This is a genomic window from Sphingomonas sp. Leaf412, assembly GCF_001425405.1.
Classification (GTDB): domain Bacteria; phylum Pseudomonadota; class Alphaproteobacteria; order Sphingomonadales; family Sphingomonadaceae; genus Sphingomonas.
Map to the genome: position 1 here is coordinate 399,935 of NZ_LMQP01000002.1, position 22,143 is coordinate 422,077.

15 protein-coding genes are annotated in these 22,143 nt (G+C 68.2%); 12 read left to right on the forward strand and 3 right to left on the reverse strand.

The features are described from left to right. The first annotated feature begins 159 nt into the window (after nucleotides 1-159). The 6 genes from ASG29_RS06330 to ASG29_RS06355 all read left to right on the forward strand — a co-directional run bounded on the left by ASG29_RS06330 (nucleotide 160) and on the right by ASG29_RS06355 (nucleotide 7,248). Nucleotides 160-1,158, forward strand: coding sequence for a 4-hydroxyproline epimerase (locus ASG29_RS06330; RefSeq protein ID WP_055981802.1), 999 nt, complete (start codon nucleotides 160-162; stop codon nucleotides 1,156-1,158). Nucleotides 1,159-1,219: 61 nt separating this feature from the next. Then, the gene (locus tag ASG29_RS06335) at nucleotides 1,220-1,873 is read left to right on the forward strand and encodes a GntR family transcriptional regulator (RefSeq protein WP_055981806.1); all 654 of its coding nucleotides are present in this window, start codon (nucleotides 1,220-1,222) and stop codon (nucleotides 1,871-1,873) included. A gap of 79 nt (nucleotides 1,874-1,952) precedes the next feature. Next, nucleotides 1,953-3,506, forward strand: coding sequence for a glycoside hydrolase family 27 protein (locus ASG29_RS06340; RefSeq protein WP_235532802.1), 1,554 nt, complete (start codon nucleotides 1,953-1,955; stop codon nucleotides 3,504-3,506). Between the two features lie 79 nt (nucleotides 3,507-3,585). Beyond that, the gene (locus ASG29_RS06345; RefSeq protein ID WP_055981809.1) at nucleotides 3,586-4,515 is read left to right on the forward strand and encodes a dihydrodipicolinate synthase family protein; all 930 of its coding nucleotides are present in this window, start codon (nucleotides 3,586-3,588) and stop codon (nucleotides 4,513-4,515) included. 59 nt (nucleotides 4,516-4,574) lie between these two features. After that, nucleotides 4,575-5,990 carry an amino acid permease gene (locus tag ASG29_RS06350; RefSeq protein ID WP_055981811.1) on the forward strand — a complete coding sequence of 472 codons (1,416 nt, stop codon included), beginning with the start codon at nucleotides 4,575-4,577 and terminating at the stop codon, nucleotides 5,988-5,990. A 7-nt stretch (nucleotides 5,991-5,997) separates the two neighbouring features. Further along, complete coding sequence (locus tag ASG29_RS06355) at nucleotides 5,998-7,248, forward strand: FAD-binding oxidoreductase (protein WP_321163186.1); 1,251 nt, start codon at nucleotides 5,998-6,000, stop codon at nucleotides 7,246-7,248. A 30-nt stretch (nucleotides 7,249-7,278) separates the two neighbouring features. Here ASG29_RS06355 and ASG29_RS06360 read toward each other — a convergent pair whose 3' ends face one another. Continuing rightward, on the reverse strand, nucleotides 7,279-9,213 hold the full coding sequence (locus tag ASG29_RS06360; protein WP_156457908.1) for an Svx/AvrXca family virulence/avirulence protein: 1,935 nt from the start codon (nucleotides 9,211-9,213) through the stop codon (nucleotides 7,279-7,281). A 289-nt stretch (nucleotides 9,214-9,502) separates the two neighbouring features. Between ASG29_RS06360 and ASG29_RS06365 the strand changes: the two genes are divergently transcribed. Beyond that, nucleotides 9,503-12,391, forward strand: a complete 2,889-nt coding sequence (locus ASG29_RS06365) for a glycoside hydrolase family 127 protein (RefSeq protein ID WP_200932377.1) — start codon at nucleotides 9,503-9,505, stop codon at nucleotides 12,389-12,391. Between the two features lie 61 nt (nucleotides 12,392-12,452). Here the strand turns inward: ASG29_RS06365 and ASG29_RS06370 are convergent, their stop codons facing one another. Together ASG29_RS06370 and ASG29_RS06375 are read right to left on the reverse strand one after the other, a co-directional pair. Next, a complete protein-coding gene (locus ASG29_RS06370) occupies nucleotides 12,453-13,805 on the reverse strand; it encodes a glycoside hydrolase family 27 protein (RefSeq protein WP_055981814.1) in 1,353 nt (450 codons plus the stop codon). Between the two features lie 36 nt (nucleotides 13,806-13,841). Next, nucleotides 13,842-14,234 (reverse strand): hypothetical protein, encoded by a 393-nt coding sequence (locus ASG29_RS06375; protein ID WP_162242944.1) that lies wholly within the window; start codon nucleotides 14,232-14,234, stop codon nucleotides 13,842-13,844. A 174-nt stretch (nucleotides 14,235-14,408) separates the two neighbouring features. Between ASG29_RS06375 and ASG29_RS06380 the strand changes: the two genes are divergently transcribed. From ASG29_RS06380 to ASG29_RS06400, 5 genes are all read left to right on the forward strand, one after another. Continuing rightward, nucleotides 14,409-17,243, forward strand: coding sequence for a TonB-dependent receptor (locus tag ASG29_RS06380; RefSeq protein WP_235532803.1), 2,835 nt, complete (start codon nucleotides 14,409-14,411; stop codon nucleotides 17,241-17,243). A 277-nt stretch (nucleotides 17,244-17,520) separates the two neighbouring features. Continuing rightward, entirely contained in the window at nucleotides 17,521-19,875 is a 2,355-nt protein-coding gene (locus ASG29_RS06385; protein WP_055981823.1) for a sensor histidine kinase, read from the forward strand. 8 nt (nucleotides 19,876-19,883) lie between these two features. Continuing rightward, complete coding sequence (tsaE, locus tag ASG29_RS06390; protein WP_055981826.1) at nucleotides 19,884-20,327, forward strand: tRNA (adenosine(37)-N6)-threonylcarbamoyltransferase complex ATPase subunit type 1 TsaE; 444 nt, start codon at nucleotides 19,884-19,886, stop codon at nucleotides 20,325-20,327. Continuing rightward, nucleotides 20,312-21,301: an aminoglycoside phosphotransferase family protein gene (locus ASG29_RS06395; protein WP_055981828.1), complete on the forward strand. Its 990-nt coding sequence runs from the start codon at nucleotides 20,312-20,314 to the stop codon at nucleotides 21,299-21,301. The genes tsaE and ASG29_RS06395 overlap by 16 nt, the downstream gene beginning before the upstream one ends. Nucleotides 21,302-21,354: 53 nt before the next feature. After that, the gene (locus tag ASG29_RS06400) at nucleotides 21,355-22,053 is read left to right on the forward strand and encodes a nucleotidyltransferase family protein (protein WP_082515800.1); all 699 of its coding nucleotides are present in this window, start codon (nucleotides 21,355-21,357) and stop codon (nucleotides 22,051-22,053) included. The last annotated feature ends 90 nt before the right edge of the window (nucleotides 22,054-22,143 follow it).

A 22,143-nucleotide genomic window follows, 5' to 3' on the forward strand; every position in this document is an offset into this window, starting at 1 on the left:
CCGCGCCGATCTCCCCTGTTGCAGTGCAAGAAAGAATCGTATACCGTATGCGTCATGAAGGGATCGCACGGCATGACGGGTGAGCAGGCGGCAGGTTTATGGCAGCGGTTCGGTTGCGACGCCGCGTCCCGCCTGCGAGCCGCCTGACGGGTCCGGTACATGCGGCACACCTTCTTCTGCATCGACGGCCACACGGCGGGCAACCCCGTACGGCTGGTCGCCGGCGGCGCACCCTTGCTGAAGGGGGCGTCGATGTCCGAACGGCGGCAGGATTTCCTGGCGCGGTTCGACTGGATTCGCACCGGCCTGTGTTTCGAACCGCGCGGGCATGACATGATGTCGGGCGGCTTCCTCTACCCGCCGACGCTGCCCGATACCGATATCGGCATCCTGTTCATCGAGACGTCCGGCTGTCTGCCGATGTGCGGACACGGTACGATCGGCATCGTCACCTTCGGCCTGGAACACGGACTGATCGTACCGTCCGAACCGGGCAGGCTCAGGGTCGAGGTTCCCGCCGGCGTGATCGACATCGTCTACACGACGGACGGCGACAAGGTGACGTCGGTGCGGATCACCAACGTCCCGGCCTTCGTCGCGCGGACCGGCATCGCGATCGACGTGGACGGCATCGGGCCGCTCGACGTCGATGTCGCCTATGGCGGCAATTACTACGCCATCGTCGAGCCGCAGGGCGGCTACATGGGGCTGGACGACCTGGGCGCGGCCCGGATCATCGAATTGAGCGCACGCGTGCGCGAGGCGGTTCGTGCCGTCTACGAACCCGTGCATCCGCTCGACCCCACGATCCGGGGGGTCAGCCACGTGTTGTGGACCGATCGGCCGAGCGGCGACGATGCGGACGGGCGCATCGCGGTCTTCTATGGCGAGAAGGCGATCGACCGGTCGCCGTGCGGCACCGGCACGTCCGCGCGGCTGGCGCATCTGGTGGCCCAGGGCAAGCTGGGCGTTGGCGCGCGCTTCGTCCAGGAAAGCTACATCCGCAGCCGCTTCACCGGGCGCGTCGAATCGGCGACGTCGGTCGGGGACAAGGTCGCGATCATTCCGTCGATCGAGGGTGAGGCGACCGCGACCGGGTTCAACACGATCTGGATCGATCGCGCCGATCCTTTCTGGAAGGGATTCCAGGTGACATGACCCACGCCGGTCATGCAATGACGCCCGGCATCGCCGGCGTGCGACAGGGAGTGCGCCTATCATGAGCATCGTCATTCGTACGCTGTCCGAGCGGGTCTTCGACATCGTCCGCGACCAGATCGTCACCGGCAAGCTGCCCGAGGACCTGCCGATCAGGCAGGATGCGCTCGCCAACGACCTGGGCGTGAGCAAGATTCCGCTGCGCGAGGCGCTGGCCCGGCTGGAGCAGGAGGGCCTGCTGACCAGTTTGGCCAACCGCGGCTATTTCGTGCGCGGCATGTCGGCGGCCGAGGTGGACGAGATCTACGCACTACGTTTGAACATCGAGCCGGAAGCGGCCGCCTACGCCGCCACCGTGGCGACCGACGAGGACCGCCGGATCGCGCTGGACGCGTTCGAAGCGCTCGACCGCGCGGCCAACGACAACCTCGGCGACGTCGCGATCCGCAACCGCGACTTCCATACCGCGCTCGTCCGGCCTGGGGGGCGATTGCTGACGACGCAGATGGTGGAGCGATTGTCGATCCTGGCCGAACGCTACGTGATCGCGCATCTCAAGCCCGCGGGCCGCAACGCGCGCGCGCATGTCGAGCACAAGAAGTTGATCGACGCGTGGATGGCCCGCGATGCGGAGCGGCTGAGCACGTTGCTGGGCGAGCATATCCGCGGGACGTTGTACGATCTTCGCGCGCAGTTCGGCGCGACGCCGGTCTGACCGTCCGGGCGGTGGCGACGTGGCGCCGCCGTCGATGCGATCCGCCATCGCCGAATAATTCTTCCGGGGAGATTCCGACGTGCGCCTGACCCATGCCCTCGCCCTGCTGACGTCCGCGACGCTTGCCGGCGTGCCGGCCGCGGCGCAGGTGGCGGCAACGGCGCCCGCGCCGACCGCGGCTCCGTTCGCCGACATGAGGATCGTGTTCGACACGCCGTCGCCCAACCCGGGGGTCCGCCTGTTCGAGGTGCGGCGCGACGCCGCGGGCGGCTTCAGCGGGCAGCTCACGTCCGACTGGTATGGCGCGATGCCGATGAGTAACGTGACGCTGGCCGGTGACGTGCTGAGCTTCGACATCCGCAACATCAACCAGCGCGGCGTGCCGGTCCGGCGATGGACGGCCACGCTGGTGGACGGCGGCATCCGGCTGGTCGGCGGCATCTGGGAATCGCGCGTCGATCAGGTCGGTCGCCCGGCAAGCGCGCAGGAATATGCCGCGCTCACCTATCGCGAGGTGCCGTTGCCGCCGATGCGCGTGATCGCGCCCGACGGCCTGGCGCCGACGCCGCCGATGGGCTGGAGCAGCTGGAACAAGTTCGCCGAGCATATCGACGACGCGACGATCCGCGCGATGGCCGACGCGATGGTGTCGTCCGGCCTGCGCGATGCCGGCTACGTCTACGTCAACATCGACGACGGCTGGCAGGGGACTCGCGACGCGAACGGCGTGCTGCAACCCAACGCCAAGTTCCCGGACATGAAGGCGCTGGCCGACTATGTCCATTCCAGGGGGCTGAAGCTGGGCATCTACAGTTCGCCGGGCCTGAAGACCTGTGCGGGCTATGCGGGCAGCTATGGCCATGTGCAGCAGGATGCGAAGACCTTCGCCGACTGGGGCGTCGATTACCTGAAATACGATCTGTGCTCGGGTGAGTGGCAATATGCCGATGCCGACACGGTCAAGCGTACCTATTACGAGATGGGGGCGGCGCTGAAGGCGACCGGCCGGCCGATCATCTATTCGCTGTGCCAATACGGGCGTTTCGACGTCGCGTCCTGGGGCCGCGACGTCGGCGGGCACCTGTGGCGCACGACCGGGGACATCACCGACGATTATGCGAAGATGAGCGAGATCGGGTTCGACCGGAATCCCAAGTTCGGCCACGCCGGACCCGGCGGCTGGAACGATCCCGACATGCTGGAAGTCGGCAACGGCGGCATGAGCCACGACGAATATACCACGCACATGACGCTGTGGGCGATGTCGGCGGCGCCGTTGCTGATGGGACACGACCTCCGCACCACGACCCCGGCGGCGCTGGCGCTGCTCCGCAATCGCGAGGTCATCGCGGTCGACCAGGATCGGCTGGGCCGGCAGGGACGCCTGGTCCGGCGCGACGGCGACATGGAGGTCTGGACGAAGCCGCTGGCGGACAGATCGCTGGCGGTGGCGCTGTTCAACCGTGGTACGCAGGGCGGCACGGTGACGCTGACGCCGCAGGACGCGGGCCTGTCGCGCTTCGCGTCGTTGCGCGACCTGTGGCGCGGAACGACGGTCGCGACGCGCGCCACCGGCTTCAGCGTCCCGGCGCACGGCGCGGTGATGCTGCGGGTGCGCGGTCCGGGACGATGATGCGCGCATCGCGGGACAAAAACCGTTTGTCGCGCTTAATTTTATATCGTATACGAATTTGCTCAGTGTGGAGGGTAAGGTGAATTCGCAGAAGACATTGTGGACGGGCGTCTATCCCGCGGCAACGACGCAATTCGCGGCCGATGGGTCGGTCGATATCGACGCGACGCAGCGGGGCTTCACCGCGCTGGTCGACGACGGCGTCGACGGTCTCATCCTGCTCGGCACCTGCGGCGAGAACAACTCGCTGGACGCCGACGAGAAGCGCGCGGTGCTGCGCGCCGGTGTCGAGGCGGTGGGCGGCCGCGTGCCGCTGGTCGTCGGCGTGTCGGAACTCACCACGCACCGCGCAGCGCAGGTCGCGCGCGAGGCGGAGGATTGCGGCGTCGACGCGCTGATGCTGCTGCCGGCGATGGTCTACGTCCCGACGCCGAACGAGTTGACGACGCATTTCCGGACCGTGGCCGAGAATACGTCGCTGCCCATCATGCTGTACAACAATCCGCCGGCGTACCGCGTGTCCATCGACTTCGCGACGCTGGACCTGCTGGAACCGGTCCGCAACATCGTCGCGGTCAAGGAAAGCGCACCCGATCCGCGCCGGTTCACCGACGTCATCAACCGGTTCGGCGACCGCTACACGGTGATGGCGGGGCTCGACGATATCGCGCTCGAAGGCATGTTGCTGGGCGCGTCGGGCTGGGTGTCCGGGCTGACCAGCGCCTTCCCGCAGGAATCGGTGGCGCTGATCGCCGCCGTGTATCGCGGCGACTGGGAAGAAGCGCGCCGCATCTATCGCTGGTTCATGCCGCTGCTGCATCTCGATGCCGAGCACGACCTGGTCCAGTCGATCAAGCTGGCCGAGCAGATCATGGGCCGCGGCTCCGAACGCGTCCGCCTGCCGCGCCTGCCGCTGGAGGGCGCGCGCCGGGCAGAGGTCGTCGCGATGGTCGAAAGATGCGCCGCGACGCGGCCGACGCTGAACATGCCGGCCGCGGTCGCCGCTTGAACGGTGCGCGGCGGCGGCGGCGCGGTGCCGGAGCCGGAACGACGATCGGGGGGGAGCCTATGGCACGAGGAATATTGGGGCCGCTCAAACCCCTCGACAGCGCCGGACAGCACGATTCCGATCGTGCGCTGCGCAAGACGCTCAGCTGGCCGCACCTGATCGCGCTGGGGATCGGCGCGATCGTCGGCACCGGGATCTACACGCTGACCGGTGTCGGTGCCGATCGTGCCGGTCCGGCGGTGATCCTGTCGTTCGCGATCGCCGGCGCGGTCTGTGCCTGTGCGGCGCTCGCCTATGCCGAGATGGCGACGCTGATCCCGACCGCGGGCAGCGCCTATACCTACAGCTACAGCGTGATCGGCGAAACCGTCGCCTGGATCGTCGGGTGGAGCCTGATCCTGGAATATTCGCTGGCCTGTTCGACCGTGGCGGTCGGATGGTCGGCCTATCTGGTCGGCTGGATGCAGGCGGCGGGCATCCACCTGCCCGCGATGCTGCTGTCCGGGCCGCACGGCGGGGGCATCATCAACCTGCCCGCGGTGCTGGTCGCGCTGGGCATCGCGGGCATGCTGGTGGCCGGCACGCGCGAGAGCGCGACCTTCAACATCATCCTGGTCGTGGTGAAGATGACGGCCCTGGCACTGTTCGTGGCACTGGCGCTGCCCGCCTTTTCCGGGGGCAATTTCGAACCGTTCATGCCCTACGGCTTCGGCAGCGAGGTCCAGGGCGGCGCGACGCGCGGCGTGATGGCGGCGGCGGCGATCGTGTTCTTCGCCTTCTACGGCTTCGATGCGGTCGCGACCTCTGCCGAGGAGGCGAAGAACCCGGGGCGCGACCTGACCATCGGCATCATCGGATCGATGGCGGCCTGCACGATCATCTACATGGGGGTCGCCGTCGCGGCGATCGGGGCGGTCAGCTATATCGACCTGGGCAAGTCGGCCGAACCGCTGGCATTCGTGCTGCGATCGTTGAACCATCCCGCCGCCGCCTGGGCGATCGGACTTGCGGCGCTGATCGCGCTGCCGTCGGTGATCCTGGTGATGATGTACGGGCAGAGCCGGATCTTCTTCGTCATGTCGCGGGACGGGTTGCTGCCCCGCGCGCTGAGCCGCGTGTCGGCGAAGACCGGCAGCCCGACGACCGTCACGATGGTGACCGGCGTGTTCATCGCCGCGGTCGCCGGCTTCTTCCGGCTGGACGAGATCGCCGAGCTGGCGAATGCCGGTACGCTGCTGGCCTTCATCGCGGTCGCGGCCTGCATGATGATCCTGCGCCGCCGCGCGCCGGAGATGAAGCGCATGTTCCGTTGCCCGGCGCCGTATGTCGTCGGCACGCTGGCGATCCTGGGCTGCATCTATCTGCTGGTCAGCCTGCCGACCCACACGCTCGTGCGGTTCGTCGCATGGAACGTCCTGGGCGTGATCCTGTACCTTGCCTATGGCCGTTCGCGCAGTCTGGCCGGACGCCGGTGACGGGGACATGACCATGGCGGTCGGCGGGCATCCCGCCACCGCGATCGTGGTGGGCGACGGCGTGATCGGGCTGACGGCGGCGATCGCCCTGCAAGTGCGGGGGGTGGCGACATCGATCGTCGCGCCCGACGATCCGTGGCGCGGGGCCTCGTGGGGCAATGCCGGGCATATCGCGATCGAACAGGTCGAGCCGCTGGCGTCGCGCGCGACGATCCGCAGCGCGCCCGCGCGCCTGTTTGGGCGGGGCGGGGCGTTGAGCCTTCCGGCCCGCGAGATCGCCACATGGCTGCCGTTCGGCCTGCGCCTGGCGCGGGCAAGTCGCCCGGATCGGTTCGCGCGGGGCACGGCGGCGTTGTCGGCGTTGCTGGCCACCGCGCTTCCGGCATGGCGGCGACTGACGGACGCGGCGGATGCCGGTCACCTGTTGCGGGAGGACGGGCATTTCGTGGTGTGGGAGACGCCCGAGACGGCGGCGAAGGGGCGCGCGCACTGGCTGGGCGCCGACACCGGCACCGCGATGTTCCGGGACGCGACGGCCGACGAGCGCGCGATGCTCGCCGCGCTGGTCACCGCGCCGATCGCGGGCGCGATCCGCTGTCTCGGCAGCGGGCAGATCGCCGACACCGCGGCGTTGGGCGAGGCGCTGCACCGGCATTTCGTGGCGCTGGGCGGCCGGTTCGTGCGCGGAACGGTCCGCACCGTGGACGAGGCGGACGGACGCGCCGCCCTGACGCTGGCCGACGGCGGGGGGCTGGATGCCGACGTCGCGGTCGTCGCGGCGGGGGCGGCATCGGCGGCGCTGATCGCGGCGCCGCTGATCGCCGAGCGCGGCTATCATGTCGAGGCTGCCGCACCGGACTGGCCCGGCGACATGGCGCCTGTCGTCTTCGAGGATCGGTCGATGATCGTGACGCGCTTCGCCCATTCCCTGCGCGCGGCCAGTTTCGTCGAGTTCGCCCGTCGGACGACCCGGCCGGACCAGCGGAAGTGGGATCGTCTGAGCGGACATCTGGACGCCTTGGGGATCCGTTTTTCGGAGCCGCTGCGGCCCTGGATGGGGGCGCGCCCGACGCTGCCGGACTATCTGCCCGCGATCGGACGCGACGCGGCGCGGCCCGCCATCGCCTACGCCTTCGGTCACCAGCATCTCGGCCTGACGCTGGCGGCGACGACCGGCGAGGCGCTGGCCGCGACCCTGTGCGGCGCGCCACCGGCGGTCGACCTGGCCCCGTTCGACCTGGCGCGGTTCGCGCGGTGACGTGCGGCGCCGGGCCGCCGCACGGTTCCGTCAATACCAGGTGTAGTTCGGTGCGGCCGTGACCTCCGGCACCGGCGTCGTGCGGTTGGATCCGCGTTGCGGGTTCGTCGCTGCGGCCTGATCGACGAAGCCGTAATAGGCGCCGGTCGAGAAGGACGCGCCGCGCTGTTCCACGTCGCCGATGTTCTGGGCATTGCCCGACAGGACGATGTTCTGTTCCAGGAACCCCAGGCCGAAGAAGCTGGTGAAGGCCCTGGCCGCATCCTTCAGGATGGTGTTGCCGCGGATGACCGTCAGACCGCCGATCACCGCATTGTCCTGCACCGTGCCGCTCAGCACGACCGCATGGTCCTCCACCCGTGCGTTGCCCGCGATCGTGCCGCCGTAGACGCGGGCATAGGGGCCGACATAGGCCGTGGCGGGCACGGTCACGCCGTTGGCGATCCAGCCGCCGCCGTTGGAATGCTGGTGCCCGCCGGGGATCGGCGCGGGTGCGCCCTGCTGATACCCGGCCGGCATGGCGTTGGTGAACTGCACCATCCATGGATAGCGGTAGAGCGAGTACCACGGCTGGTCCCAGCGGATCTGGGTCATCACGCTGGGTGCGCCCATCACGACCATGTACACCGCCTGGTCGGTCGAGGAGACGGGCATCGTCACCGAACCGCTGCTCGCACTCTGCAACGCGCTGTAGCGGCTGACCCCCGCGCCGTTGATCGCCACCAGGCCCCAGCGCCAGCCGGAATTCGGCGCAGGTACGGTCGACGGTTCGTTCTCCATCCCGGGAAAGGAATTCGTGGCCGGTGCCGCCTGCGTCACGCCGCGGAAGTCGACCGTGATGCTGGTCGCGCCGGCGTCCGGGTGGACGCGGACGAGGTTGTAGCCCCAGCGCTGGGGCGCCTGATACGGCTGGACCGAGAACCGTCGTTGCGCGAGATTCATCGGGTCAAGCGTCGTGGTGCGCAGGATCCGTTCGTTCGTGTCGGGATCGTTGTTGCCGAACTGCGCGCGGTAGAAGGCGCCCTGATCGGTCCCGTCGGGATTGGTATAGTCCCAGTTGACGTTGCGCAGGGCGAAGCGCCCGAATTCGTCATTCAGCTGGCCGATGGTCCAGCCCCTGTTCGCCAGCAGGGTGGTGAACGGGTCGCCGGTCGCCTGCGCCGGATCGCCGGCCTTCGGCGCGTTGCGCCAGATGTCGTTGATGATGCCGTAGCCGTACTGGTTCTTCAGATTCTCCATCCACTGCCAGTTGCAATAACGCATCCGCGTCGAACCGAGGTAGAGATGGGGGTTGTTGACCGACATCGCGGCGCAATGGACGATCGACCGATGGAATTCGGGCAGTTGCAGCGCCATCCAGTTGGCGTGGCTTTCCCACAGCCAGCCTGCGAACGGCGAATTCTGAAGACTGCCGGTCGATCCTTGCAATGCGTGGCCGAATTCATGCGCCAGTCCGAACCGGTCCTGCAATCCTCCCGGCCCGAGCCACATGCCCATGTTGCCCTGGCCATCGATGCCGCCGCTCAGGCCGTACCCGACGCCGACGTACACATTGGCCTTCTTCTTGGCGGACGACGCGCAATACGGCTCGGGAAAGCCGATGTTGCCCATGTAATGCTCCCACACCGCCTCGAGGTGGGTGGCCGCGGCCTGAACGGTGCTGAGCGTCGTGGTTCCGGAATTGTACCGGAACGCGAAGTGGGTCGATTGATATTGCAGCGGCAGCGCGGCGTTGGTCTGATCGTTGGGATCGGGTGCGACGACCGTCCACGTGCCCGCGGCGCAAACCTGTGCCACGGTCGAGATGGACGCGGGAGTAGGCGTCGGGTTGGCCCGTGGCATCAGGAGGTCGAGGATGCCCGAGGTGCCCGCGGAACTGTCCGTGGTGGAGTCCGTCGGCGCGGCGGCGGCGATCGCAAGAATGAGGACGGAGGATCCCGTTGCCAGCCAGATCGCATGTTTCATCGGTGCTCTCCCTTGCGATGACGAACGCCACGCCGCCTCGTCGGCGACCTTGTCCTGCTGCGGCGCAGGAGTGGTGCCTTGTCTTCCGATCGTCCGAGTAGAACCAACCACTACGCCTATGTCAACGATATTATACAATATAAGATAGGACAGAATTCGCGGTTAGCGACGTTGCCCGGCTTTTCCATGTGATCGTAGAATGCTAACGTATACTATCAGACCAAAAATTGTCGGCGGTAGCACGAGTGGCTGGATCGCCGGCGTGCGTCGATATCGGGAGATCGCGATCATGGCAGGGCACGACATCGTAGCGAACGGCGGGATCGGGACGAACGATGCGGCCGACGATGCGCATGGCGACTCGTGCATCTGTCATGGCGTCATGACCGGTCCGGTCGCGACCGGACGCCGCGGCTTCATGGCGGGCATGGCCGGCGTCGCGGGCATGACGGTGGTGCCGGCCGCCGCGGCCGCGCGCTCCGCGACGGCGGGGGCGCCCGTCAATCTGGCGCCGGTCGCGCGTCCGACCAGCGGCCATGTATCGGGCGACACCCGGCTGACCGCACTCAACAGTGGCAAGGATCCGGCGAATTCCGGCGACACCACCAACGGCATGTTCGGGACCTGGCCCGCGACCGATACGCAGACGATCGAATATACGTGGGACGTACCGATCACGACCGACCATGTCGACGTCTACTGGTGGGTCGACGGGCAGGGGATCGGGTTGCCCAAGGCCTGGCACGTCGAATATTGGGACGGCAAGCGGTTCCAACGCACCCGGTCGCCTGCCGCGCCGGACGTGCTGCGCGACCGCTACAACGCCGTGCGGTTCGAACCGGTCACGACCGAGCGTCTGCGGCTGGTCGTCCAGGGTGATGGCAAGCTGTCGATCGGTGCCTTGCAATGGCGCGTGTGGAGCAAGGGCGCGCCGCCGGTGTTCGCGCCCGCGGTCGTCGCCGGGGTCGATCGCTCCGTGGTACTGGGCGGCGCGACCTATCTTCAGGGAAAGGCGACGTGGCTCCAGCGCGGTGCCACCGACCCGCTGGGGTGGCAGACGGTGTCCGGGCCGGGCGCGGTGACGTTCGCCGATCCGCGGGCCGCGGCGACCACCGCGCGATTTTCGGCGGCGGGCGACTATGTCCTGCGGCTCGCCGCCAGCGCGTCCGGCAAGGCCGCGGCATCGACGTTGACGGTGCGCGTGCAGGCGCCGCCGCCCGAACGGCGGCTCGATGTGGTCTACACCACCCCCTATTCGATCGACAGCCCGCTGTGGAGCGCGCGGGCCAAGCAGCTGATCGTCAACTGGATCCCGCACTGCGTCGCCTATTGCGAGCGCACCGACCTGCCGATCGGCCAGGGCGGCCTGGACAATTTCATCGAGGCGGGAAAGGCGCTGCGCGGCGAGCCGCACGACAAGCACAAGGGCTATGTCTTCGCCAACGCATGGGTGCACCAGACGATCGAGTCGATCTGCATCGCGCTGATGGTCGATGCGCAGGGCGACGCGGAGATATTGGCGGCGCAGAAGGCGATGCGTGCCACGCTGGAGAAGTGGATCCCGATCGTCCTGGCCGCGCAGGAACCCGACGGCTATCTGCAAACGGCCTATACGCTGGCCGACCGGCAGCAGTGGCCGACCCGCTGGAACCCGGGCAACCGCGCCGATCACGAAGGCTATGTCGCAGGCTATTTCATCGAATCCGCGATCAACCACCACACGCTGACCGGCGGCAAGGACCTGCGCCTGTACGATGCGGCGAAGAAACTGGCCGATTGCTGGGTCGCCAATATCGGCCCGGGCAAGATGGCGTGGTTCGACGGCCACCAGGAGATGGAACAGGCGCTGGTCCGCTTCGGTCGGTTCGTGAACGATGTGGAGGGGCAGGGGCGCGGCGACGCCTATATCGCGCTGGCGCGCTTCCTGCTGGATTCGCGGCGCGGCGGGTCGGAGTACGACCAGTCGCACCTGCCGCCGACGCAGCAATATGAGGCGGTGGGCCACGCCGTCCGGGCGGTCTATTTCTATTCGGGTATGGCCGATATCGCCGCGGAATCGCGCGACACCGATTACCAGAGCGCCGTGCTGTCGCTGTGGGACAATATGGTGAACAGGAAGTATTACGTCACCGGCGGCGTCGGCAGCGGCGATACGTCGGAGGGTTTCGGCGGGGATTACGCGCTGCGCAACGATGCCTATTGCGAAAGCTGTTCGAGCTGCGGACTGATCTTCTTCCAGTACAAGCTCAACATCGCCTATCACGATGCCAAGTACGCCGACCTGTACGAGGAGACGATGTACAACGCGTTGCTGGGGTCGGTCGACCTGCCGGCCAGGAACTTCTGCTACACAAACCCGCTGGTCGATACCGAACGGACCGCGTGGCACGTGTGCCCGTGCTGCGTCGGCAACATCCCGCGCACGTTGCTGATGCTGCCGACATGGTCCTATGCCAAGGCACCGAACGCGGTGTTCGTGAACATGTTCGTCGGCAGCACGGTCAACGTCGGCGAGGTCGCCGGCACGACGGTCGAGATGGTGCAGAAGACCGATTATCCGTGGGACGGCGCGGTCGGCATCACGGTCAACCCGGCGCAGCCCAGGCGGTTCGCGGTTCATGTGCGCGTGCCGGACCGCAAGACGAGCGAGTTGTACACCTCGGTCCCGGCGGTTCGCGGGATCGGCGGCCTGACCGTCAACGGGACGCCGGTCGCCGTGCGGATCGAGCGCGGCTATGCGGTGATCGAGCGCGACTGGACGGCGGGGGACCGCATCGACTTCGTCGTCCCGCTGGCGGTGCAGCGCGTCGTGGCCAGCGACAGGATCGACGCGACCCGCGGCAAGGTGGCGCTGCGCTACGGCCCGATGATCTACAACGTCGAGCGTGCGGACCAGGCGCGGATCGACCGCAAGCTGTCCGGCGCGCCGGTGAAGCCGGTGTGGCGGTCCGACCTCCTCGGCGGGGTCATGGCGATCGAGGGCAAGTGGGACGATGGATCGCCGATGGTGGCGATCCCCAACTATGCGCGGATGAATCGGGTCGGTGTGACGGCGACGTTCGGCGGCACCGACGGCGGCGTCAACTACAACCCGAGCGGTGCGGGGGAAGCGGTCGGCGACGCCCCGGCCCGGCGCGACGTCCAGGGGCGGCATTCGCAGGTCTGGCTGAACGTCTGACCGGCGAGGCCCCGCCGCCCCGCCGCATGCGCGGGGAGGGCGGGGCAGGTCGGAAGCGGGGTCAGGCGGTCGCCAGCCGGTACAGCCGTGCGCCATGGGGATCGATCCTGCGGGTCAGCCGCCCGCCGGCGGTCCCGTCCGCCGCGCGCTTCCACAGGTCGCGGACCGCCACGGTTCCGGTGAGCCCGAGCGCCGACAGGTCGATGCCGATATCGCGCGGTTCGTCGGCGAGGTTGAACATCGCCAGATAGCGATCCCCGTTCGGCGCGCGTGCGCCCCACAGGCGCAGATGATCCTCGACATATAGCGGGCCGTTCCCGCTGGACGCCTGGTTGACCGCGATCACTTCCGGATTGGTCAGAAGCGCCTTCGTCGCGGGGTTCAGGTGGCGCAGGTCGCCGCCCATGATGAGCGGCGACCGCGCGATCGACCACAGGGTCATCAGCGTCTGCTGTTCGGCGGGCGTGAAGCGCGTGTCGCGCTCGCCCAGTGCCAGACGGCCCAGCGGCAACATGTCGGCATCGGGCCAGCCGCCGTCGCCCATGAACATGTTCCAGTTTTCCAGCCGCGTGAACTGCGCCCCCAACATGCCCCAGTCGTCCCAGAAATCGTCGGAGATGCGCCACATCTGCGCATGGGCGCGTGCATGGGCCCCGCGGATCACGGGGGTCTCCCCCGGCGACATGCTCAGGATCATCGGACGGCCGGATCGCTTGATGGCCCGGGCGATGCCCTCGATCTCGGGCGCGTGGGCGTCGTAGGGGCGGCTGAGGTCGTCGACCTTGACGAAATCGACGCCCCACGCGGCGAACAGCGCGAAGACGCTGTCGTAATAGGCCTGCCCCCCCGGCACCGCCATGTTCACACCGAACATGTCCGGGTTCCACGAACAGGTGCTGGACGTGTCGGCGACGTCGCGCGCGCGGACCGTCGTGCCCAGCACGGGCAGGTTCCGTTCGACGGCCAGCCGCGGGATGCCGCGCATCAGGTGGACGCCGAAGCGCAGGCCCATCGCATGGACCCGTTCGGCCAGGGGAGCGAAGCCGCGCCCGCCCGCGCTGGACGGAAAGCGGTTGACGGCGGGTTGAAGCCGGCCGTTGGCGTCCATCGCGGGCTTGGGATTGCCGCTGTAATTGTAGCTGGAGGCGTCGGGCTCGTACCACTGGATATCGACGGTGAAGACGTCGTAGCCGGCCGGGCGCAGCTCTCGCGCCATGATCGTCGCCTGTTCGATCGCCTGCGCTTCGGTGATGGTCGTGGCGAAGCTGTTCCAGCTGTTCCATCCCATCGGGGGCGTCGGGGCCAGCCGCCGCGCGTCCTGCGCCTTCGCCGCATCCGCGGTGGTCGCGAAGGGGAAGGCCAGCCCGGTCGCGGCACCGGCTGCGCCCAGGGCGAGTATGTCACGTCGTTTCATGTGGTGGCTGCTCCTTCGGGAAATCGGGCTTAGGTGTCAGCGGCGGTCGTACGGAACGAACCGGCCGAAGCGGCAGACCGCGCCCGGGATGCGCGAATCGCGGTCCAGCGGCTGGAACCGGTCGTCGCGGCAGAGGCGCGAATCGCGCGGGCGGATCAGCAGGATCATGTCCTCGCGCAGGGACGGGCACGAATCGCCCAGGTCGGCGCGCCAGATGCGCCGGCCGCCCTCGCGGAAAAGGATCGTCTGCCGATCGACGATCATCGGCCCCTCGGTCCGCGACGTGAAGATGCAGTCGGCCGCGGGACCGGCGACCCGGCCGGCCAACTCGCGATCCCGCCACGATTTCTTCTGCGCGATGCCGCCTGCCGCCGCCGAACAACCGACGACGAGAACGACGGCAATTGCCCTGATGGTATACATTCTCACCGTCTCGACCTCCCTCCTGACGTACCATCCGGGTCCCCGGGCGCCGCCGCGTGCGGACGGATCGCCGCCGCGCGTGGCCGTTGCCGGGACGTATAAAGACCACTTGCAGCAAATCTGCAATATTGGTATACGGTATATTGTAGGATGATCCATACAGGGGATCCTGCGACATGGATGACGAGGGCGCATTTCAGGGGGGGCTGGTTCGACATGACGACCAAGGCGTTTCTTCGACTGACGAGCGGTGCGGGGGCATTGATGTTCTCGCTCACCGCACAATCCGCGCTGGCCGGGCAGGCCACGCCGCCGTCCGCCGGTCAGGCCACCGTCGAGGATGACGCCGCGAAACAGGATACCGACATCCTGGTCGTGGGCCTGCGCGAGAGCTTGAAGGAGGCGACGGAGAAAAAGAAGAACGCCAAGCAGATCGTCGATTCGGTCGTCGCCGAGGACGCGGGCAAGCTGCCCGACAACAATGTCGTCGACGCGCTGGCGCGCGTGACCGGCGTGCAGATCGACCGGTCGCGCGGCGAGGGCAGCGGCCTGACGATCCGCGGCCTGAGCGATGTGCAGACCACGCTGAACGGCAACAACACGAACCTGGGTTCCGGTCGTTCGCTCAACCTGTCCGACATTCCGGCCGAACTCATCAAGTCGGTCGACGTCTACAAGACCCGGACGCCCGACCAGGTCGAAGGCGGCATCGGCGGCAGCGTCAACGTAGAACTGCGCCGTCCGTTCGACCTGAAGAAGGGCCTGACCGTCGCGGGCAGCATCCGCGGCGTGTACAGCGACAATCCCAAGAAAGTCAGCCCGTTCGCCAGCCTGCTGTTCGCCAAGCGGTTCGACACCGGGATCGGCGAGATCGGCTTCCTGGCCAATGGTTCGTACCAGAAGAATTTCTATCGCGAGACGTTCGTCACCAACGAGGGCGTGGAGCAGTTCTGCTGTCAGTTCCGTCCGCCGCAGGCGAACCCCGGAACGATCATCCCGGGTACTCCCCGCGAGAACCTGTTGCCGCCGCAGTTCCGCGACATCGCCATTCCGTACCGCGTCAATTATGGCCTGGAAGAAGGATACAATAACCGAAAGTCGCTGAACCTGTCGGCGCAGTGGCGGCCGGAGGATGGCCTGGAGTTCATCCTGGAAGGCAGCTATTTCGGCACGGACAACCAGAATCAATATGATGGTCTGTACCTTCAGACCCGCGACGTCCGTCTGTCGAACATCGTGTTGCAGCCCGACGGCACCACCGTCAGGTCGGCGACCGTCAACGCCTTCACGCCCGGTGGTACCAACCTGCCGGCCGGTTTCAATTCGCAGGCGACGCGCAGCAAGTCGTACGTGTACACCACCAACGCCGAGATGAACTGGCGCACCGGTATCGCGCAGATACACCTGGGCGCGCAATATAACTGGAGCAAGTACAGCGAGTATAACGTCCAGGTCCTGCCGCAACTTCGCGGCGCGACCAGCGCCGACGTCGATTTTGTCTCGGACCGCTTCAACGGGATCGGGCCGTTCATCACCTTTCCCGGCATCGACCTGACCAATGTCGACAATTATGTTGTCGAGCGTTTCCAGGATCGCCGCGACAGCAACGCGAACAAGGAATTCGCGGTTCAGTTCGACGTCGATCTGGCGATCAGCGACACGGGCCTGATCCGTCGGTTCAAGACCGGTTATCGGTACAACCGCCGCCTGCCCAACCGGTCGTACGGCTATCGTGACGGCCTGCCCCGCGTCGATGACCTGCCGACGCCGTTGTCGCAATTCCCCGGAGCCAATGCGATCGAGCCGGTCAGCGCGCTCGTCCCGGGCGCGGAGGCGCTGACCTGGCTGCACATCCCCGGTCGCGTGCTACAGAATAATATCGAGGCGATCCGCGCATACATCCAGGCGAACGACCCGGGTAACGCCGATACGTTTCTGGGCGAACTCCCGCCAGCCGATCGTGGCCAGAACTTCGAATCGCAGGAGATGACGTCGGCCTTCTATGGCCAGATCGAGTATGGCTTCAACATCGGTTTCCCGGTGGACGGGGTGATCGGCGCGCGCCTCACCAACACCTATGGGTCGGCGACCAGCACCAATTTCCGGTTCGGGCCGAACATCCCGAACGGGCCCATTGTCGAAACCGGTTTCGGCAAGGGCAATTATATGGATTTCCTGCCCACGGTCACGGCGGTCCTGCATTTCACGCCCAAGATCCAGCTGCGCCTGTCGCATACGAAGAATATTCAGCGCCCGGGTTTCTACAGTACCCGACCGGCGGCGACGATCGACGAATTCCGCGTGCCGACGACGGTCTACACCGGGAATCCGGACCTCCAGCCGAACGTGACCAAGAATTACGACGCCAGCCTGGAATATTATTTCAAGGACGGTTCGGCGGCCCTCGCGGGCTTCGTCAAGAAGCAGAGCGGCCTGTTGTTCTACTTCGAACGGCCGGGCGACCTTTCGGCCTATGGCTTCCCGGGCCGACAGGGGCTGATCGCGTCGGAATACAACACCGGCGACGGCACGGTCGTCGGACTGGAAGCGCGCGTGGAAAGCTTCTTCCGCTTCCTGCCCGGCCTGTTGCGGAATTTCGGTGCCAGCCTGAACGGGACGTACATTCCCAAGGCGACGCAGGAATTCCCCTATCCCGACGGCGTGCCGGACGTGCCGGGACGCGAGGACGTGGACGGCCTGTCACGCTACACCGCCAACGCGGCGCTGTATTACGAAACGCCGCAATTCAGCACCCGCATCAGCTACAATTACCGGTCGCGGTACCGGAACGGCATCAGCCTGTTCTACCCGCAATATTCGCCCTACACGTTGCCGACGTCACGGCTCGATGCGGCGGTGAACTACACCCCGGTGAAGTTCATGACGCTGTCGATCGAGGGCACCAACCTGCTGCGCAACGACACCGTGACCTATTTCGGCCAGGACAAGTTGCTCCCGACCGGCGCGCGCCTTCAGCCGCGCACGATCCAGGCCAGCGCGCGGTTCCGGTTCTAGGGGGCGCACGTTCGATGTCGCTGTCCGTCGGTCCGGGATGCATCATGTCGCGGTTCCGGATCGACGGGCTCGGCCGTCGTGGGTGAAGGTGCGCCGCCGTTCCCCGGCGTCTGCCTCGCGCCGGAAACCATCCTGATGTGACGGGATGGGGTGGCGGGCTGCGCATCCGCGCGCGGCCTGCCGGTCCGGCGCCCGATCGTTCACAATCCCGCTTCCGCCCGCCCGCGTGCTTCCCTAAGGCCGTGTTCATGAACGAGGTTGCGGCGTTGCACGGGCTATGATCGCGATCGACGGCCTGACCGCGATCGGCGCCGGCGTATTGGTGGCGCTGATCGTCGCGGGGGCGGTGGCGATGCTGGCGATCGGGCTGCGCGCGCGGCGTGCGGCGGCAGGGGATGCGCGGCAGCGCGCGCGGCTGGAGGCATTGCTCGACACCGCGCCGATGCAGCCCGTCGTCGTGCGGCCCGACGGCCGCGTGGAGATGCCGCGCCGCGTCGCCGACTGGCTGGGGCTCGACGCGCCCGCCGACTATCTGGACCGACTGGCGGGCGACGATGGCTGGGGCCTGGATGCCATCGACGCGACGGCGCTGAACGCCGACGTGCAGGCGTGCCTGCGCGCCGCGCGCGGGTTCCTGCGCACCGTGCATTGCGACGGCGGACAGCGTGCGCTGACGGTGCAGGGGGAGCGGCGCGGCGATGCGGTCGTGCTGTGGGTGTTCGATTCCACCGCGACCGAGGGGGAGGTGCGCCTGCTGACCGCGGAGATCGCGGACCTGTCGCAGGCGTTCGATGCGCTGACCGGGCTGGTGGAGGCGGCGCCGCTGCCGATCTGGTACCGCGATTCCGACCTGAACCTGGCGATGGTCAATTCGGCCTATGTCGCCGCGGTCGAGGGCACCGACGCCGCCGACGTCGTCGCGCGCGGCGTGGAGCTGGTCGAGGGGATGACGCAGGCGCAGGCGGGCGCGGTCGCGGCGCGGGAGAGCGGGCGCGCGCAGCAGCGCATCCTGCCCGCCACGATCGACGGTGCGCGCCGCGCGCTGCGCCTGCACGACGTGCCGCTGCCCGTCGGCGGGTTCGCGGGATTCGCGGTCGACGTCGAGGAACTGGAACAGGCGAACGCGCGCGAGCGGCGGTTCGCGGAGGCGCAGCGCGCGACGCTGGACCGACTGTCCGCGGGCGTGGCGCAGTTCGGGCCGGACCGCGCGCTGGCGTTCTTCAACCAGCCGTTCCGGCGGATGTTCGCGATGCGCCGCGAATGGCTGTCCGACCGGCCCGAGTTCGACCGCGTGCTGGAACGGATGCGCGAGGCCAAGCGCGTGCCCGAGGTCCGCGACTTCCCCGGGTGGAAGGCGGAACGGCGCGGCTGGTTCCTCCAGACCGACGGCGCGCTGGAGGAGGCGTGGCACCTGCCCGGCGGCACGCACCTGCGCGTCGTGGCGCAGCCGCTGCCCGACGGCGGCCTGCTGCTGGTGTTCGAGGACCGGACCGAGCAGGTGCAGCTGGCCAGCGCGCGAGACACGTTGCTGCGCGTCCGCACCGCGACGTTCGACAATCTTTTCGAGGCGCTCGGCGTGTTCGCCGCCGACGGCCGCCTGCAATTGTGGAACAATCGTTTCCGCGCGCTGTGGGATTTCGAGGAGGAGTTCCTGAGCAGCCATCCGCGCGTCGATGCGATCGCCGAACGCGTCGCGACGCGGCTGGCGAACCCGCAACATGCGCGCTTCATTTCCGAACTGGTCCGCTACGCCACGCAGGAGCGCAAGCAGCGGGCGGGCCAGGTCGCGCTGTCGGACGGGCGGCATTTCGAATTCGCGGCGGTGCCGCTGCCCGACGGCAACGCGCTGTTCACGATGCTGGACATCTCCGACAGCCGCCGGATGGAACAGGCGCTGCGCGATCGCAACGAGGCGCTGGAGGCGGCGGACCGGGTGAAGACCGCGTTCGTCGCGAACATGAGCTACGAACTGCGCACGCCGCTGACCTCGATCAGCGGATTTGCGGAAATGCTCCACGCCGGGTTCGCGGGCACGCTGTCGCCGGAGGCGACGGGGTATGTCGGGGCGATCCTGGACTCGGCGGAACGGCTGGGCCTGCTGATCGACGACGTGCTGGACCTGACGACGACCGCGGACAGCGAGACGCTGGAGCGTGCCGACGTCGACGTCGCGGTCGTCGCGCGGACCGCGGCCGATGCCCTGCGCCCGTCGGCGAAGCGCCACGCGGTCGACTATGTCATCGACGTGCAGCATTCGGTCGGGCGGCTGAACGCCGACGCCCGCCGCATCCGCGAGATCGTGGAACACCTGCTGCGCCATGCCATCGCCAGCGCGTCGGCCGGGGATCGGCAGGGCGGCAGCGTGCTGCTGCGTGCCGACGGGAATGCGCGGATGGCGCGCATCCTGGTGTCCGACGACGGCGAGGGGATGGATGCGGAGATGCAGGCCAACGCCTTCGACCGCTTCGCCGAGACGCAGATGGCGCCGGGCACCGACCGGGCGCTTGGGCTGGGCCTGCCGCTCGCCAAGCAGTTCGTGGAGGCGCACGGCGGCACGATCAAGTTGCAGAGCGAACGGGGCAAGGGGACGCTGGTGACGGTCGAACTGCCGCGGCGGGCGGACGGCCGCTGATCGTGGCGATGATCCTGCCCGACGCGGCGGCGACCGAGCGGGTGGGGCGCTATCTGGCCGGATTGTTGCGCCCGGGCGACGTCGTGACGCTGTCCGGCGGGCTGGGCGCGGGGAAGACCAGCCTGGCGCGCGGGACGCTGGCGGCGCTAGGGCTGGCGGGCGAGGCGCCCAGCCCGACGTTCGCGATCGTCCAGCCCTATGCCCCGCCGGAGGTGACGCTGCCGGTCGTCCATGTCGACCTGTACCGGATCGAGGATGCGCGCGACCTGGACGAACTGGGGCTGGACGAGGCGCGGCTCGATTCGGCGTTGCTGATCGAATGGCCCGAGCGCGCGGGCGCGGATCGCTGGCGCGATGCGCTCGCCCTGTCGCTATCGCCGACCGACGCCGGCGCGCGGCGCTTGACTTGGGTCGCCCCGGCGGCATGGGAAAACCGATGGCGACCGACATGATTCCGCCGGCGCATGCGCCCGACTTCCTCGCCGCCAACGGCTGGGGCGGGGCGCAGATCCTGCCGCTGGCGGGCGATGCGTCGTTCCGCCGCTATTTCCGCGTGCGCGACGGCGCGCGGTGCGCGGTGCTGATGGACGCGCCCCCGCCGCACGAGGATCCGCGCCCGTTCGTGGCGGTCGCGCGCTGGCTGGCGGCCCGCGATTTCGCCGCGCCCGCGATCCTGGCGGCGGACGAGGCGCGGGGGCTGATCCTGCTGGAGGATTTCGGCGATCGCCGCATGCGCGAGGCGGTGGACGCGGACGCCGCCGCCTTGGTGCCGCTGTACGAGGCGGCGGTCGACGTGCTGATCGCGCTGCGCCGTTATCCGGCGGAGGAGCTGCGCCCCTACGACCGTGCCGAGCTGCATCGCGAGGCGGAGGTTTTGACCGAATGGTTCTGCCCCGCGGTGGGCCTGTCCGTCGACGCCGCGGGATATCGCGCGGCGTGGGATACGGTGTTCGACCGCGTCGCGACCGATGCGCCGGTGACGGTGCTGCGTGATTATCATGCCGAGAATTTGATGCTGGTGGGCGACGGCGACCGCTTGGGCCTGCTGGATTTCCAGGACGCGCTGGCGGGGCATCCGGCCTACGACCTCGTCTCGCTGTTGCAGGACGCGCGGCGCGACGTGGAGCCCGCGATCGAGGACGCCATGCTGCGCCGCTATCGCGCGGCGACGGGGGAGGGGGACGCCTTCCTCGACGCCTATCACGTGCTGGGCGCGCAGCGGAACGCGAAGATCGTCGGGGTCTTCACGCGATTGTGGAAGCGTGACGGCAAGCCGCGCTACGCCGGTTTGTGCCCGCGGGTCTGGGCCTATCTGGAGCGCGACCTGACCCATCCGGTGCTGGCGCCGGTGGCGCGGTGGTTCGACGCCAACATCCCGCCGGAACTGCGCGGCGATCCCCTGCTGCTGTCGGGCGACCGCGCGTGACGCGCCCGCGCTACATCCGCCCCGATCCCGGCGCGCGGGTTCCGCGCACCGCGATGGTCATGGCGGCGGGGATCGGGAAGCGGATGCGGCCGCTGACCGCCACGCGGCCCAAGCCGCTGGTGGAGGTGGCGGGCAGGGCGCTGCTCGACCATGCGCTCGACCGGCTGCGCGCCGCGGGCGTGGAGCGCGCGGTGGTCAACGTCCATTACCTCGCCGACGCGCTGGAGGCGCATCTGAAGCACCGGGTCGACGGGATCGAGGTGCTGGTATCGGACGAGCGCGCGCAGTTGATGGAGACCGGCGGCGGGCTGGTGCAGGCGCGCGCGCTGCTGGGCGACGAGCCGTTCCTGGTGGTGAACAGCGACAATCTGTGGATCGACGGGCCGACCGACGCGATCCGCCTGCTGGCGTCGCGCTGGGACGATGCGGCGATGGACGCATTGCTGCTGCTGATCCCCTATGCGCGTGCGAACAACCACGGCGGGCAGGGCGATTTCCACCTCGCCGCCGATGGCCGCATCACGAAGCGCCGCGGCGCGGGGCGGGTGGCGCCGTTCGTCTACACCGGCGTGCAGATCGTCAGCCCGCGGCTGATCCGCGACTGGCCGGAAGGGCCGTTCTCGACCAACCTGTTCTGGAACCGCGCGATCGCGGACGGGCGCTGCTACGGCATGGTGCACCAGGGGTTGTGGTCCGAACTGAACACGCCCGCCGCGATCCCGAAGACCGAGGCGCTGCTGGTCGATGGGTGAGGGGGCGCCCTATCCTCCCCGGCACGGGGAGGGGGACCAGCCGCAGGCTGGTGGAGGGGGGGCTCCGCAAGCGCCACGTTCGTGGAAAGG

Excerpts from the sequence above, each read along its gene's own strand:
- ASG29_RS06330 (WP_055981802.1), top strand. The coding sequence starts at position 160 with ATGCGGCACACCTTCTTCTGCATCGACGGCCACACGGCGGGCAACCCC.
- ASG29_RS06335 (WP_055981806.1), top strand. The coding sequence starts at position 1,220 with ATGAGCATCGTCATTCGTACGCTGTCCGAGCGGGTCTTCGACATCGTC.
- ASG29_RS06350 (WP_055981811.1), top strand. The coding sequence starts at position 4,575 with ATGGCACGAGGAATATTGGGGCCGCTCAAACCCCTCGACAGCGCCGGA.
- ASG29_RS06355 (WP_321163186.1), top strand. The coding sequence starts at position 5,998 with ATGACCATGGCGGTCGGCGGGCATCCCGCCACCGCGATCGTGGTGGGC.
- ASG29_RS06360 (WP_156457908.1), bottom strand. The coding sequence starts at position 9,213 with ATGAAACATGCGATCTGGCTGGCAACGGGATCCTCCGTCCTCATTCTT.
- ASG29_RS06365 (WP_200932377.1), top strand. The coding sequence starts at position 9,503 with ATGGCAGGGCACGACATCGTAGCGAACGGCGGGATCGGGACGAACGAT.
- ASG29_RS06370 (WP_055981814.1), bottom strand. The coding sequence starts at position 13,805 with ATGAAACGACGTGACATACTCGCCCTGGGCGCAGCCGGTGCCGCGACC.
- ASG29_RS06380 (WP_235532803.1), top strand. The coding sequence starts at position 14,409 with ATGACGAGGGCGCATTTCAGGGGGGGCTGGTTCGACATGACGACCAAG.
- ASG29_RS06385 (WP_055981823.1), top strand. The coding sequence starts at position 17,521 with ATGATCGCGATCGACGGCCTGACCGCGATCGGCGCCGGCGTATTGGTG.
- tsaE (WP_055981826.1), top strand. The coding sequence starts at position 19,884 with ATGATCCTGCCCGACGCGGCGGCGACCGAGCGGGTGGGGCGCTATCTG.
- ASG29_RS06395 (WP_055981828.1), top strand. The coding sequence starts at position 20,312 with ATGGCGACCGACATGATTCCGCCGGCGCATGCGCCCGACTTCCTCGCC.
- ASG29_RS06400 (WP_082515800.1), top strand. The coding sequence starts at position 21,355 with ATGGTCATGGCGGCGGGGATCGGGAAGCGGATGCGGCCGCTGACCGCC.